Origin of the sequence: Tritonibacter sp. AK171 (assembly GCF_030127025.1) — a bacterium.
In the GTDB taxonomy this organism is placed as follows: domain Bacteria; phylum Pseudomonadota; class Alphaproteobacteria; order Rhodobacterales; family Rhodobacteraceae; genus Epibacterium; species Epibacterium mobile.
The window spans coordinates 1,699,789-1,714,291 of sequence record NZ_CP126134.1; the positions used below are offsets into that span (position 1 = coordinate 1,699,789).

Here is a 14,503-nt window from a genome sequence, read left to right on the forward strand (position 1 = left end):
AAAGCGCGCCCCACGACGGGAGCGCGCCACATCATGAATTCATCTAAGCCTTCACTCGGGCAGAGTGAAGATCTGACCGGGGTAGATCAGGTCTGGATTGCGGATGTCGGATTGGTTTGCCTCAAACACCCGCACATAGAGATACCCGCTGCCGTAGCGCTGCTGTGAAATCGCCCAGAGCGTATCGCCTTTCTGCACGGTCACCGCCCGGATAGAAGGACGCGCCGCACCCGGCTCTGCATCGGCGGCCAGTGCTGGCTTCAGGACCTCTGGGGCCTCACGTTTAAAAGGCGTTTCCAGGCGGCTCAGCACCATGCCGTCGGTTGGATCAATCTCATCCAGCCGCAAAGTGTAGATCCCCGGTGAAATCGCGGTCAGATTGCCGCTCCACTGCCCGTCTGCTGCGGTCTCCAGATCGGCGACGGGGCTGTTGTCCAGATAGATACGCACCATGGCGTCAGGCTTGGCCCGCCCGGCCAATTGAACGTCACCGGCATCTGTGTAGCTGATGGTATCCAATGCGACCTTGCCTACCAATTCCGGCACAGTGGGACGCGCAGGTTGCACCAAAGTGACGCCATCACGCCCCGCGCGCAGCACGGCGACCGATGCGTCAGATTGGGGCGCACGGCGCGTATTTGTCGCCCCGGTCTGTGGCGCAGGTTGCGGCGTGTTGAGTGCAACCGCAGACTCGGATTGTGCGATGTCTGGTGCTTGCGTCTCAGTGGCATTCGTTTCCTGCACCGCTTGCACTGTGTCAGACGTTTCTACCACATCAGAAGAGTGCGGCGCAGAGACCTGTTCGTCATCTGCCTGTGCAACGGTACCCGATCCCAGTGCAGGCTCATCCGATGCGATGGTTTCACCCCCCTGCGCGGGGGCTGGTGCGGGGGCGAGCACCTCTTCCTCAGGGGCACTTGCGACAGTCGACGTATCCTCGGCGGTCACTGTTTCAGCCTCTTTTGATACAGCAGTCGCTTCAGAGACCACATCAGCGGCTTCAGCGCGCGCGACCTCTTGCGGGTTTTCTTCAGGCTGCGACACGTGCTCTGATGCAGAGCTGTCGCTCAAACTTGGGCTGGTGTCGGTCGATGGGGCTGGCACAGGGTCCGGTGCTTGAGCAGTCTCAACCTCTTGGCCGTCAATCGGCGGCGGCGGTGCATCGCGGTCGGTCCCCACCTCTGGTGAGGCGATCTCATCCGCTAGGGCTGCTGGCGCCGTCATCGGTGCAAGGATGAAACTATCCTCAGAGGCCAGTTCCTGACCATTGTGCCGCGCGAGGAGTGTCAACATGCGCGGCTGATCACTCAAGTCGATGGTGACAAAGGATACAAATTCCCCAGCGTCCGGCACCGTCTGCGTGTCCAACACCGCACCATCCAGCAGCACCTGCACCTCAACCCCGACCTGCGCTGATGCCGCAACGATTCCAGAGCCATCGGGTTCAAAGCGCGCAACCTCCAGCTTGGGGGCTTTCAGTTCAAACGCAGGCTCCGTCGAAGGCGCGGCGTCCACCAGCCCATCTGCGGAGGCCGCATCCACAGGCGCATCGGAAACCGCAGGGTCAGCGGGCAACGTCAGGGGCGCAGGCGGCACAGCAAGGCCCAAAGCCACCAGTTGCCGCTCGACCATTGCCTTGGCGCCTTCGCCCAGCATACCCCCCCGCGCGAGAAAGAACCCGCCCCCAACGACCACCACCGTGGCCACGGTGCCGATGGCCAGCCCGGCCCCCGCGCCTATCCCGCTTGTCTTCGTCATCTTGCGACTATTTCCTTTAGATCCCTTTGCCCCGGAGCACTGTTGCCGCGCTCTCGGTTGAGCAAACCTAGCAATACCGCTATGAGGGGTCAAAGCACGATGTTTCCGCAACATCGCGAAAATCCCGTTGAAAATGAAAAAGGTGCGCCATGGCTGTCACATCCGTCTGCGTCTATTGCGGCTCTCGTATGGGAGCAAAACCAGCCTACGAGGCTGCCGCCCGTGACTTTGGCACCGGGTTGGCGAATGCCGGTTTGCGACTGGTTTACGGTGCAGGCGATGTGGGTTTGATGGGCACGGTGGCGCGGGCAGCGCAAGCCGCGGGTGGCGAGACCTTTGGCGTGATCCCAGAACATCTGGTCAACCGCGAGATCGGCAAACGCGATCTCACCACCTATGTGGTGACCGAAACCATGCACGAGCGCAAAAAAGTCATGCTTTACAACGCCGATGCGATGGTTTTGCTGCCCGGTGGCATGGGCTCACTCGATGAACTTTTTGAGGCAATCACTTGGCGACAGTTGGGGCTGCACAATAAACCTATCGTCGTGCTCAACACCGACGGCTACTGGGAGCCCCTGCGCGCCTTGGTGGAACACGTGGTCAGCGAGGGCTTTGCCGGTGCCGATCATGCTGAGCATCTGCAATGGGCCGATACGCCTGACGCAGCCCTGAAGGCCCTGCAAAGCTGATCCAGATACATGTTCGCCCCCGACATTCCTGCGGGGGCGAAACAGTCCACTGAGACGTCAGTCCAGACGATCGGCGATCTGCCCTCAGGCCGCCAGTTCATCCTTCACGATGCGTTCGATCTCTGTGATCGGATGATTGGTCAGTGTTTTGGGGATCTCACCTTGGATCAGGTCCTGCACCTCTTTGTGCAATTTGGGGCGCAAATCACCGAGCAGCTGAGGCGAGGCAACAATGATCACCGGACCAAGCTTGCCGCGGTGTGCCCGCTCATAGAGCAAATCCGCGATATCATCTGCAAAGCGCTCCTTGGCCAGTTCATGCCAGTCAGTGTCGTCCAGCGCGGACCGCTGACCTACGCCCGTGTCCTGCTTCCGCCCCGGACGGTTGGCGGATTGTTCGCGGTCGGACGGGTTCTCCTGCTCTTCCTTCCTGCGCACCTCAAAATGCGGGTCCTGTGCATCCGTGATGTTTTCCAGAAGCAGCGCCTTTTCACTATCGGTCACAAGGATGAATGTCCCCTGATCCAGAATGTTCATGACTGATCCTCCTGTTCATTGGCCTTGGTGACACGGGTTGCCCCGGCTGGACGTTCGATTGCCCGCTTCTTCTCGTCTGTGCTGGCAATCTCTCGGGCCAGCCGACCACCGCTGCGCCCCCCGTGAGAGATCTCGCCCTCTTCGCCCAGAATATCCTTGGTTTCCTGATGGCCGTCCTTGGATCGCAAACGCTCTGCCATGTTGAGCCTCCATTCTATTGCCGTTCAGTCGTTCAACGTCCCAATGCCTTCGAATGTTCCAGGCTCCATGGCCAAAACATGGGCCAAGCAACTGAAATAGAGGGGCTTAGATAGAAAAAGGCCCCGCCCAAGCCGGGCGGAGCCTCCCTTCGTAAGTCTTCAAACCGCAATTACATACGGGAGGCGACGTTTTCCCAGTTCACCAGGTTGTCGAGGAAGTTCGACAGGTATGCCGGGCGCTTGTTGCGGAAATCGATGTAGTAGGAGTGCTCCCACACGTCACAGCCCAGAAGCGCGGTCTGACCGAAGCACAGCGGGTTCACGCCATTCTCGGTCTTGGTCACCTTGAGGCCACCATCGGTGTCTTTCACCAGCCACGCCCAGCCGGAGCCGAACTGGCCTGCGCCAGCGGCGGAGAACTCTTCTTTGAATTTGTCGACGGAGCCGAAGGATTCAACCAGAGCCTTTTCCAGCTCGGTCGGCATCGCGCTGCCGTTCGGGCCCATCATTTCCCAGAACTGGTTGTGGTTCCAGAGCTGCGAGATGTTGTTGAAGATGCCGTTTTGGGCAACGGCATCTTTGTTGTAGGTGCCGGTGATGATGTCTTCGAGCGACTTGCCTTCCCACTCGGTACCCGCGATCAGCTTGTTGCCGTTGTCGACATAGGCTTTGTGGTGCAGGTCATGGTGGTATTCCAGCGTCTCGGCGGACATGCCTTTGGACGCCAGCGCATCATGTGCATAGGGAAGGTCGGGAAGTTCAAAAGCCATAGTGGCCCCCTGTCATTTAATGTTGCGTTCCTGAGGGATACATGCGTCTCAGCACCGCTTTGGTCAAGAGCTAGTGCAGGAAAACCCGAGTCAATTGCTTACCTTACAACGCCCTGACCCCGCCCCATCGCTGATTCCAAATCGCGCATCCACAACCCGCATCGTGTAACGCTGATCGGAAAGCGAGATTGAGAGTTCATAGAGATATTCAGACGGTTTCATACGACCATAAGCTCCGGGTTGTTTGGGGAGCACCCCGTTCATCACAAAACTGTGGGCCGGAAATCGGATGCGCACGCGTTTTTTTGTTCGATTGGCGAGTTCACCGGGCACAATCGACGTCGTTACATCCTTGATGTCGATGTTGGTTATAGTGATGTTCTGAAACCGGGCGTCTGCGGTAAAAGTGACCCTATCGGCGAGATAGGGGTGCTTGACCCCGATATTACTCAACTTGCAATCGAACGTCGACGCAAGCGCTCCCTGAGGCGAAAGAGAAAGGCCCAATATAGCTGCGATCTGGAGTATTCTTTTGTAACTTTGTTTCATTTTTCTACAAACTAATTTTATCAATGGGCGCGTTGTAAGAGCGCACTTAAGTTAGCACAGCCCCCCTGCATCGATTGCGTTAGCGCAACTTTTTACAGGTTCCAATCGCTTGGCCGTACTGAGCCGCCAGTCGCTTATCTTCCATCTCAACCTTAAATTCGAAATTCCGCAGATCGAGGGACAAGGTCGCGCGGAAAAGCTCTGGCTCATTTCGGAAGGTATTACGATTTGGAAATACTGCTGGCCCTGTACGTTTGTAATCCGCAGTGGGCCACTCCATGCGCAACCGATTTTGGCCGCGATATACTACCTTCGCCACCGTGTCATTGGTTGCTACGTTCTTAATCTGAACGTCACGCAGCTTCACGTTCAAGAAATGCTCATCCGCCTCAAGGACCAGCGATGTCGGCAGATATGGGTGAGCAAACCAAACTTTTGTCAGCTTACATTCAAACTGTACCGCCGATGCGCCTGTGCCTAGACAGAGCACAGCCACAATGGTCGAAAATATCCTATATTTCAATAATTTAATCCGAACTGTATTTCGTGCAACTATCAGGACCGGCACAGTGATCCTGCGCCAGCCCGTCAGCGAGAACATCCAACCTGAAGAGGAGGTTACTTCGCGACTTCACAACTTCCGGTGCCACTGTCTCTGTTGTCGAAACTCGGCAAATTCAACGTGATAAAAGCCTTGTTGCGTGCTTTGTCGTGCACCAGCGAGAAATCCATGTCCGAGGCTAGCCCGCCGTTGAACGGCATATCGTCGACGCGCCAACGCACACGCAGTTTGCTTGACGTGTTCTTTACGAATTTCGCAAGTTTAGGCGCCTGATCTGTATGCACAAGATAAGGGTCCATCACCAACGCACTGCCATCGGGGCGCAGTTCAAAGACCACCTTCTGGGGGATCGTTCCACGACGCGTGGAATCGTTAAATTCGCAAACCCATGTCTCCGCAGACGCGAATGACGCAGTAAATACGAGTGATAAACACGCCGATGCGATCCGGCTTTTGAACTTGAGCATAAAAAGGCTCCAATAAATGCTTCTATTGGGTTTTTCTAAAAACAATGGCGGCCTTTGCGAAGGCCGCCATAAGAGATTTGCTATGTTGTTGCGCAAAAGCGTCAACTTAGGCGTAAATGCCGACCTTTGATTGCGGGTGCGCTGCGGTGCACAGCAGGTCGTACATATAGACCGCAACGGAGCGGAAGCAGACGATGTGGAACGCCCCCGCTTCATCCAGCCAGAAAGCACCGGCGACCTGGGCAAAACGTGTGCGGCGGAAATCTCCTGCCTCAAATTGACCCGCCTCCAGATCCACTGGCGCAACTTTGGCAATTACCTCGCGGGCGGCATCGCCGCTGACCGCAAAACACGCCCGCGCATCTGACACGTTCACCGCCATGTGGTGCTCTGCGGCGAGATCTTCGCTCAGCTTTGCGACGACCGCATCCGCGTTGTCGTAATCTACCAGCAGGAGCAACTCATCCGGTGACATCCACGCCGCCGCACCGCGATCACCAAAAGCGATCTTGCGCGTTGCAGGCACCTGCGTTCCGGTGGCGGCCTTGACCGCCGTCTGGAACTTGGCAGAGGCGAAATCGCCGCGCAGTGTGATCATGCCGCCAAGACCGGTTTCCGTGACCTTAGCCAGACCAGCAAAGCTGGCCCCATTCATGGCGCTTACAGCCTTAGACATTCTGCTTTTCCCCTTCTTTATCATAGAAGATCGGGTCGACGATCTTGGCTTGGTAGATTTTCCCATCAAGGCCGGGGAAGTCGATCACTTCGCCCATGCGTTTGGGGCCATGTTTGACCAGCCCCATCGCGATACCGCGATCAAGGTTGGCGGAGTAGTAGGTGGAGGTCACCCGACCAATGGTGTTCTTCTGACCATTGGCGTTGGTGCCATTGCCCACCGCGTAAGCCCCATCTGGCAGCACCGAGCCATCGACAGTCTCCAGACCCACCAACTGCCAGCGGTCAGGATCGGCCATGTGGCTGCGCGTCTGCGCCCGTTTGCCAAGGTAGTCCTCTTTCTTTTTCGACAGCGCCCAATGCAGACCAAGGTCCTGCGGGATCACGGTCCCATCGGTCTCATCGCCGATCATGATAAAGCCCTTTTCGGCGCGCAGGATGTGCAAGCATTCGGTGCCATAGGGCATGACGCCAAATTCCTTGCCTGCCTCCATGAGGGCATTCCAGAAGGCCTGCCCCTCAGAGGCCGCGACCGCGATCTCGTAGGACAATTCGCCCGAGAAGGAGATCCGGTAAGCGCGCGCCTTGAAGCCGCCGATCTCGCCGTCTTTCCACTCCATAAAGGCCAGCGCCTCTTTCGAGAGGTCCATACCGCCGCCCGCCTGCGCATTCAGCTTTTCCAAGACTTTGCGCGCGTTGGGGCCGACCACGGCGACCTGCGCCAGCTGTTCGGTGGCATTGGTGACATAGACCTTCCAGTCCCACCATTCGGTCTGCAGCCATTCCTCCATATGGGCGTGGATGCGATCCGCGCCGCCGGTGGTGGTGTGGCAGAGCCATGTGTCCTCATTGATGCGCGCAACCACGCCGTCATCCACGAGGAAGCCGTTTTCCGAGCACATCAGACCGTAGCGACATTTGCCGGGCTTCAGCGTGCTCATCATATTGGTGTAGAGCATGTCGAGAAACTTGCCCGCGTCCGGTCCTTTGACGATCAGCTTACCAAGGGTGGAGGCATCCAAGAGGCCGAGGTTGTCGCGGGTGTTCTTGACCTCGCGGTTGACCGCATCGTGAACAGTTTCGCCCGAACGCACATAGGCATAGGGGCGCCGCCAGTGGCCGACCGGCTCCCAATGGGCGCCGTGGCTGTCGTGCCAGTCATACATCGGCGTTTTGCGAAGCGGCTGGAAGATATCGCCACGAGCCTCACCGCCAATCGCACCCATGGAAATCGGGTGGTAAGGCGGGCGGAAGGTGGTGGTACCGACCTTCGGGATCTCTGCGCCCAAGCTATCCGCAAGGATCGCCAAGCCGTTGATGTTGGAGAGTTTCCCTTGATCTGTCGCCATGCCCAGCGTGGTGTAGCGCTTGGTGTGCTCGACGCTTTCATAGCCCTCGCGCGCAGCCAGCTGCACGTCAGAGACCTTGACGTCGTTCTGGTAGTCGAGCCAAGTTTTCATGCGCAGTTTGATGTCGGCCTTGGCGGGCATCATCCACACCGCTTCCATCGGCGCCTCAGTGAGATCAGAGGTCGCAACCTCAGCCACCGATTGTGCCGGACGTCCCGCCGCCTCTGCCGCCTTGGCCCCGGCTGCCGCTGCATCCGCCATCACGGCAGAGAGTGTGAGCGGACCGGAGGCACAGCCAGCAGTCACCACAAAAGGTTTGCCATCGTGACCAGTGGGCGCGCGCTCTGGATCGGGGCGGAAATGCGCCTGGGCGTCATCCCAGGTCAGTTTGCCACCACAGTGGGACCACAGGTGCACCACCGGCGACCAGCCGCCGGACATCGCCACCGCATCGGCCTCGATTTCCTCGCGGGCACCGCCTTCGCCGTTCTGAGCGCAGATCGCCACCTTGGTGACGCGCTTGCCGTCCTTGACCTTGGCGATCGCTCGACCGCACTCAACGCGGATGCCAAGCGCGCGGACCTTGTCGGCCAGATCGCCGCCGCCGCTTTCGCGGGTGTCCAGCACACGGACAACCTCGACGCCCGCTTCATGCAGCGTGATGGCAGTACGATAAGCGTCATCGTTGTTGGTGGCGACGACGACCTTTTGGCCCGGGGTCACGCCCCAGTTCACCACGTAGTCGCGCATCGAGGCCGCCAGCATCACGCCCGGTACATCATTGCCCGCAAAGGACAGCGGACGTTCAATCGCACCGGTTGCAGTCACGGTTTGCGTCGCGCGGATGCGCCACAGGCGGTGGCGCGGGCCACCCTGCCCCGGCGCATGATCCGTCAGACGCTCGTAGCCGAGGATATAGCCGTGATCATAGACACCGGCGCCCATGGTGCGCGTGCGCAGGGTGACATTCTCCATCGCCTCAAGCTCATCAACGGTCTTGGCGATCCAGGCCTCGGCGTCCAGCCCTTCGATGGTGCCGCCGTCGACCGGCGTGCGACCACCCCAATGGGATTTTTCTTCCAGAACCAAAACCTTGGCGCCCGTTGCTGCGGCAGATTTCGCTGCCTGCAAACCGGCCACGCCGCCCCCGATCACCAGCACGTCGCAGAAATAGTAGAAGTGCTCGTAGGTGTCGGCGTCCTTCAGCTCCTTGTCGGGCGCTTTGCCCAGACCTGCGGACTGGCGAATGAAGGGCTCATACACATGCTTCCAGAAGGGGCGCGGGTGGATGAACATCTTGTAGTAAAAGCCGGCGGTGAGGAAGCGGGAGAAGAACTTCGAGTTCAGCTCGCCCACGTCATATTCGAGGCTCGGCCAATGGTTCTGCGACTGGGCCGCAAGACCCGAGAACAGCTCGGTGGTGGTGGCGCGCTGGTTCGGTTCAAAGCGGTCGCCGGACCCGAGGCCCACCAGCGCGTTCGGCTCCTCAGATCCAGAGGCAACGAGGCCGCGCGGGCGGTGATATTTGAACGAGCGCCCGACCAGCATCTGGTCATTGGCAAGAAGCGCAGAGGCGAGCGTGTCCCCGGCATAGCCCTTGAGCTTTTTGCCGTTGAAGGAAAACTCGATCTGTTTGGAGCGGTCGATGAGACGACCCTGTTTGGCGAGACGCGTGCTCATGATGCGACCCTTTCGCGGCAGGAGGTCTGGAAGCCTCCGGCGGAGGTATTTGGGAAAAGATGAAACATGGCGATCAACCTTCGAATTCGCGCCAGGTCCAGCCCGGACGTTTGGCGGAGATCTTGTCCTTGACCTCCTGCGGCGGCTCGGTGGTCTGGGCGCTGTAGGTGGCGAAGACCTCGAGCGTCTGGGTGCAACGGGCGGCGTGGAACCACTTGCCGCAGCCGTTGACGTGACGCCACCGTTCCAGGTGCACCCCGCGCGGGTTTTCCTTCATGAACAGATAGTCATGGAATTCGTCATCCGTGGAGCCGGGACCGAAACGCTTCAGATGCGCTTCGCCACCGCCATGGAGTTCGGTTTCCTCGGCGCGTACGCCACAATAAGGACATTCAAGGATCAGCATTGTGCGTGCTCCGTCGAAAGAGTTACAGCAGCGCCCTGCCCTGCGCAGATGGCAGGCAGCGTCGCGGGATCATAAGTTCGGGGAGCTGCCCCTGTCGCAGCACTGCAATTGCGAGTTGCTGCAGCGATGGTCACACGTCGGGGCAAACGCGTGTCGCAGATGCGGGACACGCCACCAATAGAGGCGGCGTGCCCCAACTGGTTAGTTGCCGTCGACTTCGCCTTCGACGACGCCGCCACCGGGCAGCTCGATGCTGACATCGGGCTCGTCCATCGGGTTTTCGCCACCAAGGACCATCCAGCCAATGACTGCGAGGGCGACGACCACACCACCAAGGATGAAGGCGAGTGCGCCGTTGCCGGAACCGGACGAATGTTGCGTTTGATCAGACATGGTTGCCTCCTGCGTCTCTGTGCATTCGGGGGCTTAACGCCCGAACCCACGCAGAAGTTCCCTGCTGACATTGCGGCAGGCGAGCCTGTGTCGAATTGAGAGCGGACGCACTGCATCAGTGTGCCACCCCTGCCGCGACGCTTTCGTCGATGAATTTGCCTTCTTTGAAGCGCATCATGGAGAATTCTTCGGCGAGGTTCGAATGCCCCGTCGCCATCAGCTCTGCCATCGCCCAGCCGGAGCCGGGGATCGCCTTAAAGCCCCCCGTTCCCCAGCCTGCGTTGACAAAGCAATTCTGCACCGGGGTTTTGGAAATCAACGGCGAGCGGTCACCGGTCACATCCACGATCCCGCCCCATTGGCGCAGCATCTTCAGGCGGCTCACCATCGGGAAGGTCTCGACCAGCGCGCGCACGGTTTCCTCGATATGATGGAAAGAGCCGCGCTGGGTGTAGTTGTTATAGCCGTCAGTACCGCCGCCGATCACCATCTCGCCCTTGTCGGATTGCGACATGTAGCCGTGCACGGTGTTGGCCATCACCACCACATCCATGCAGGGTTTGATTGGCTCGGAGACCAGTGCCTGCAAGGCCACGGATTCCACCGGAAGACGGAAGCCCGCCATTTCAGACAGCACAGAACAATTGCCCGCAACCACCATGCCGAGTTTATCGCAATCGATCGCCCCCTTGGTGGTGTCGACGCCCACAACACGCCCGTTTTCGGTGCGCACATTGGTGACTTCGCATTGCTGGATGATGTCCATGCCCATGTCGGAGCACGCCCGCGCATAGCCCCAAGCGACCGCATCGTGACGGGCGGTGCCGCCGCGTTCCTGCCAAAGGCCACCAAGAACCGGGTAGCGCGGACCTTCGAGGTTGATGATCGGCACCAGTTCCTTGACACGTGCGGGCTCGATCCACTCGGTGGAGACGCCCTGCAGGGCATTGGCATGGGCGGTGCGCTTGTAGCCGCGCACCTCATGTTCGGTCTGGGCCAGCATGATCACGCCACGGGGGCTGAACATGATGTTATAGTTGAAGTCCTGAGACAGATCCTCGTAAAGGCTGCGCGCTTTTTCATAGATCGCGGCGGAGGGGTCCTGCAGGTAGTTCGACCGGATAATGGTGGTGTTCCGGCCCGTGTTGCCGCCACCGAGCCAGCCCTTTTCGATCACCGCAACATTGGTGATGCCAAAGTTCTTTCCCAGATAATAGGCGGTGGCAAGACCGTGGCCACCTGCGCCAACGATGATGACATCGTAATGGCGTTTGGGTTCGGGCGAGCGCCAGGCGCGTTCCCATCCGCTGTGGTAGCGGAGGCCTTCTCGCGCCACTGCAAAGGCTGAATAGCGTTTCATGAGCGAATCCAATGCTTCGTGTCTGACCTCAAGATATGACCGGGATCGCCCGCGGCACCGCGCCGTTAATCGTCGCGTTTCGTCAGGTTTGCGACATGAGGCGCAGGTTTGCACCACGGCTCTACCGGTTCGCATCTTGCCGCAGTCTTGCACATCCTGTCGGGGGCGGGACAGCGGGTCGCAGCAATAGGGCTTTTTTCCGCGCGCTCGCGCCTATAGATGGAACCAAACGGCGGAGAGACGATGGCTTTTTGGATTTTGACCGGTGTTGTGACCCTGATGCTTGCGGCAATGCTGGCAATGGTGGTGCTGCGCAATCGCAATGGTACGAGCGAACCCGCTGCCGCCTATGATTTGCGTGTCTATCGCCAGCAACTCAAAGATCTGGACCGTGACGTGGCCAGAGGCATCGTCAGCACGGGGGATGCGGAACGGCTGCGCACCGAAATCTCGCGCCGCATTCTGTCCGCCGATGCACAGGTTCAGGCGGCTGAGGCCGGCAAAGAGCAGGACAATGGCCCCAGCCGGATCGCGGCGGTGGCAATGGTGCTGGTCATCGCGCTTGGGACCGGCGGGCTTTATTGGCAGCTTGGCGCGCCCGGTTTTGGGGACTACAGCCTTGCCGAGCGTCTGGCACTGGCAAAAGAACGTGCCGAAAATCGCCCTACGCAGGCCGAAGCCGAAGCCCGCATGCCTGCCGCAACTGAGCCACAGGCAGATCCAAACTATCTGAAACTTGTGGAGCAGTTGCGCAGCGCAACGGCTCAGCGCCCGGAGGATCCACAAGGTCAGGCGCTGCTTGCCCAGCATGAGGCACGACTTGGGAACTTCAAAGCCGCATATGAGGCCAAGGCCCGCTATATAGAATTGCAGTCGGGCGATATCGACATGCGGGATCTGATTGATCAGGCAGAACTGCAGGTGATGGCCGCAGGCGGCTATGTCTCGCCCGAGAGCGAAGATTTGCTGCTGCAGGCGCTTTCCGTGACACCAGAAGATGGGCGGGCACGCTATTACTTTGGCCTGATGATGGGGCAGAACGGGCGACCGGACCGGGGCTATCGCATTTGGGCTGAGACTCTGAAAGACGGTCCTGCTGGCGCGCCCTGGATCCGTGCGATTGAGGCGCAAATCCCGGATATGGCAGGTCTCGCCGGGGTGGAATATGAGCCGATTGCCCCCGGTGGAGGGTCCGCAGTCCCCCTGCCCGGCCCCAGTGCTGAACAGGTTGAAGCAATGCAAAACTTGTCTCCTGATGAACGCCAGCAGGTGATTGAGGGAATGGTCTCGGGCCTTGCGGAGCGTCTGGCGAGCGAAGGCGGCACCCCGGCGGAATGGGCGCGGCTGATCTCCGCCTTGGGGGTGCTGGGGCGCGACGCGCAAGCACGCGAGATATTTACCGAGGCCACGCAGCAGTTTGCTGACAATGATGCCGCGCTAGAGATCCTGAACGCCGCTATGGCGCAGGTGGAGTCCAACAAATGATCCATGACGCATTCGAGGATTTCGCAGCCACCCTGCCACAGATGACAGCCCTTGTCGGTTTGGATTTTGGCGAAAAAACCATCGGGGTTGCGGTCTCTGACCGGATCGGCGCGGTGGCCACCCCACTAGAGACCATTCGGCGTAAGAAATTCACGCTCGACAGCAATCGCCTGCTGGAGATCATTTCCGGGCGCGACATCAACGGCATTATTCTGGGGCTGCCTCGCAATATGGATGGCTCTGAGGGGCCGCGCTGTCAGTCCACCCGCGCTTTCGCACGCAACCTGTCGCGTGTGACGGACCTGCCCATCGGGTTTTGGGACGAACGGCTGTCGACGGTGGCCGCCGAAAGAGCGCTGCTGGAGGCTGATACGTCTCGAAAACGTCGCGCAGAGGTGATCGACCATGTGGCGGCTTCGTATATCCTGCAAGGGGCGCTGGACCGGTTGCGCCACATCAAGAGCGGGTAAGTCATGACCGACGACGTCTGGAAGCGACAGGAAATTGAGAGCCCTTGCGTAAAGCTCTGCGTGATCCATCCGGAAACGCGGCTCTGTACCGGCTGCGCGCGCTCCATCGACGAAATCACCCGTTGGTCCAAAATGAGCGATGTGGAACGCTCCGAAATTATGGCCGCATTGCCGACCCGATCTGCGGCCCCTAAAGCGCGTCGGGGTGGACGTGCCGCGCGTTTGCAGCGCAATAGGTAGCGGACTGACGCCCACGGCCTCCGGCGGGGATATTTGGTGTTAGAAGAGAGGCCCCGTGTCCAGTATTTGGCCGCGGCACTCTCCGCTAGTACTGCAGAAATGGATAGAGACAGGGATCAGAGATCCGCGAGCCAATGGGCCTGCCACTGCGACATTTCGGGACGGAAGTAGGCAATCATACGGCCTTCTCCCTCAGGGGCGGTCGCCGCATCTGACCAAGGCGCCACACCATGCAGGCAGAGCCTGTGCATCAGATACGCCTCCCCTGGTGCGGCATGAACAGTGACGCGTTTACAAGTCTCAAACACTTCACGGCGCGCTGCGGTATAGGCGTCGGTCACATCAACAAGGTGCCATTCCTGCGCTGGCACCCCTTTGAATGCGCTGGCAAAGGCCTTGCGCATGATTTCATGGCTTCCTTCCCAGACCACCAGTGGAGCGGCATCGGGACTGGTCGCGTTCAGCGGCAACCCCAGAACCCAGGCATGCGGCTCCTCAACGCGTCGGCGGCGGGCCTCACCGAACATCTTGATCCCATCCACATGGGCTGCATCGCGATTTCGGCGATAGCCGAAGGCCGCGTCGCTTTCACCCCGTCTGGGACGTGGGTAGCCGGGGTATATTACGGATAGTTGTGCGCGGTGCAGCGGTGGAAGAGCGCCGAGATGTTTGCTGATAAAATCAACCGCAGGTCCCTCCAACGGCGCGCCTGATGGAAGGCGGCCGTCGGGATCATTGGGCAGCGCGTCCACACCGATGAACCACGTCCCCTCACAGTCGAGCCATTGAGCGTGAGCCGGGTCTGAGATTGCATCTGCTGCGGCGTCTCGCGCCTGCTCTGCCCAAGATCTGACGCGCGGATCCATCGGAAAACGCAGCCAGCCGAATTGCCGGAAATGATCGAGCATCC

Annotated in this window: 17 protein-coding genes; 4 read left to right on the forward strand and 13 right to left on the reverse strand. The window is 59.5% G+C overall.

Annotated features, from left to right (window positions below; genetic code table 11):
• Positions 1 to 51: 51 nt before the first annotated feature.
• The gene (locus tag QNI81_RS08045; protein WP_283966176.1) at positions 52 to 1,758 is read right to left on the reverse strand and encodes a LysM peptidoglycan-binding domain-containing protein; all 1,707 of its coding nucleotides are present in this window, start codon (positions 1,756 to 1,758) and stop codon (positions 52 to 54) included.
• Between the two features lie 149 nt (positions 1,759 to 1,907).
• Between QNI81_RS08045 and QNI81_RS08050 the strand changes: the two genes are divergently transcribed.
• Positions 1,908 to 2,450 carry an LOG family protein gene (locus QNI81_RS08050; RefSeq protein ID WP_005620172.1) on the forward strand — a complete coding sequence of 181 codons (543 nt, stop codon included), beginning with the start codon at positions 1,908 to 1,910 and terminating at the stop codon, positions 2,448 to 2,450.
• Positions 2,451 to 2,534: 84 nt separating this feature from the next.
• On the opposite strand, the gene QNI81_RS08055 is transcribed toward QNI81_RS08050, so the two are convergent.
• The 11 genes from QNI81_RS08055 to QNI81_RS08105 all read right to left on the reverse strand — a co-directional run bounded on the left by QNI81_RS08055 (position 2,535) and on the right by QNI81_RS08105 (position 11,398).
• Positions 2,535 to 2,987: a host attachment family protein gene (locus tag QNI81_RS08055; protein ID WP_005620169.1), complete on the reverse strand. Its 453-nt coding sequence runs from the start codon at positions 2,985 to 2,987 to the stop codon at positions 2,535 to 2,537.
• On the reverse strand, positions 2,984 to 3,187 hold the full coding sequence (locus tag QNI81_RS08060) for a hypothetical protein (protein ID WP_005620167.1): 204 nt from the start codon (positions 3,185 to 3,187) through the stop codon (positions 2,984 to 2,986). Before QNI81_RS08060 ends, QNI81_RS08055 begins: the two co-directional genes overlap by 4 nt.
• A 170-nt stretch (positions 3,188 to 3,357) precedes the next feature.
• The gene (locus tag QNI81_RS08065; RefSeq protein ID WP_005620166.1) at positions 3,358 to 3,957 is read right to left on the reverse strand and encodes a superoxide dismutase; all 600 of its coding nucleotides are present in this window, start codon (positions 3,955 to 3,957) and stop codon (positions 3,358 to 3,360) included.
• Between the two features lie 90 nt (positions 3,958 to 4,047).
• Positions 4,048 to 4,506, reverse strand: a complete 459-nt coding sequence (locus tag QNI81_RS08070) for a hypothetical protein (RefSeq protein ID WP_283966177.1) — start codon at positions 4,504 to 4,506, stop codon at positions 4,048 to 4,050.
• A 79-nt stretch (positions 4,507 to 4,585) separates the two neighbouring features.
• The gene (locus QNI81_RS08075; protein WP_283966178.1) at positions 4,586 to 5,107 is read right to left on the reverse strand and encodes a hypothetical protein; all 522 of its coding nucleotides are present in this window, start codon (positions 5,105 to 5,107) and stop codon (positions 4,586 to 4,588) included.
• Between the two features lie 17 nt (positions 5,108 to 5,124).
• Complete coding sequence (locus QNI81_RS08080) at positions 5,125 to 5,535, reverse strand: hypothetical protein (protein ID WP_046002312.1); 411 nt, start codon at positions 5,533 to 5,535, stop codon at positions 5,125 to 5,127.
• A 106-nt stretch (positions 5,536 to 5,641) separates the two neighbouring features.
• Positions 5,642 to 6,211 (reverse strand): sarcosine oxidase subunit gamma, encoded by a 570-nt coding sequence (locus tag QNI81_RS08085; RefSeq protein WP_283966179.1) that lies wholly within the window; start codon positions 6,209 to 6,211, stop codon positions 5,642 to 5,644.
• A complete protein-coding gene (locus tag QNI81_RS08090) occupies positions 6,204 to 9,239 on the reverse strand; it encodes a sarcosine oxidase subunit alpha family protein (RefSeq protein ID WP_283966180.1) in 3,036 nt (1,011 codons plus the stop codon). The genes QNI81_RS08085 and QNI81_RS08090 overlap by 8 nt, the downstream gene beginning before the upstream one ends.
• Positions 9,240 to 9,312: 73 nt before the next feature.
• Complete coding sequence (locus QNI81_RS08095; RefSeq protein WP_283966181.1) at positions 9,313 to 9,645, reverse strand: sarcosine oxidase subunit delta; 333 nt, start codon at positions 9,643 to 9,645, stop codon at positions 9,313 to 9,315.
• A gap of 201 nt (positions 9,646 to 9,846) precedes the next feature.
• Positions 9,847 to 10,038 (reverse strand): hypothetical protein, encoded by a 192-nt coding sequence (locus tag QNI81_RS08100; protein ID WP_005616261.1) that lies wholly within the window; start codon positions 10,036 to 10,038, stop codon positions 9,847 to 9,849.
• A 115-nt stretch (positions 10,039 to 10,153) separates the two neighbouring features.
• The gene (locus QNI81_RS08105) at positions 10,154 to 11,398 is read right to left on the reverse strand and encodes a sarcosine oxidase subunit beta family protein (protein ID WP_005616263.1); all 1,245 of its coding nucleotides are present in this window, start codon (positions 11,396 to 11,398) and stop codon (positions 10,154 to 10,156) included.
• A gap of 243 nt (positions 11,399 to 11,641) precedes the next feature.
• On the opposite strand from QNI81_RS08105, the gene ccmI reads away from it, so the two are divergent.
• Genes ccmI through QNI81_RS08120 form a run of 3 tightly spaced genes read left to right on the forward strand, consistent with a single transcriptional unit; the run spans position 11,642 to position 13,593 of the window.
• On the forward strand, positions 11,642 to 12,883 hold the full coding sequence (gene ccmI / locus QNI81_RS08110) for a c-type cytochrome biogenesis protein CcmI (RefSeq protein WP_283966182.1): 1,242 nt from the start codon (positions 11,642 to 11,644) through the stop codon (positions 12,881 to 12,883).
• Positions 12,880 to 13,353: a Holliday junction resolvase RuvX gene (gene ruvX, locus QNI81_RS08115; RefSeq protein ID WP_009178932.1), complete on the forward strand. Its 474-nt coding sequence runs from the start codon at positions 12,880 to 12,882 to the stop codon at positions 13,351 to 13,353. Before ccmI ends, ruvX begins: the two co-directional genes overlap by 4 nt.
• 3 nt (positions 13,354 to 13,356) lie before the next feature.
• A complete protein-coding gene (locus tag QNI81_RS08120) occupies positions 13,357 to 13,593 on the forward strand; it encodes a DUF1289 domain-containing protein (RefSeq protein ID WP_283966183.1) in 237 nt (78 codons plus the stop codon).
• A gap of 116 nt (positions 13,594 to 13,709) precedes the next feature.
• Here QNI81_RS08120 and QNI81_RS08125 read toward each other — a convergent pair whose 3' ends face one another.
• The gene (locus tag QNI81_RS08125) at positions 13,710 to 14,501 is read right to left on the reverse strand and encodes a hypothetical protein (RefSeq protein ID WP_283966184.1); all 792 of its coding nucleotides are present in this window, start codon (positions 14,499 to 14,501) and stop codon (positions 13,710 to 13,712) included.
• Positions 14,502 to 14,503 lie beyond the last annotated feature (2 nt).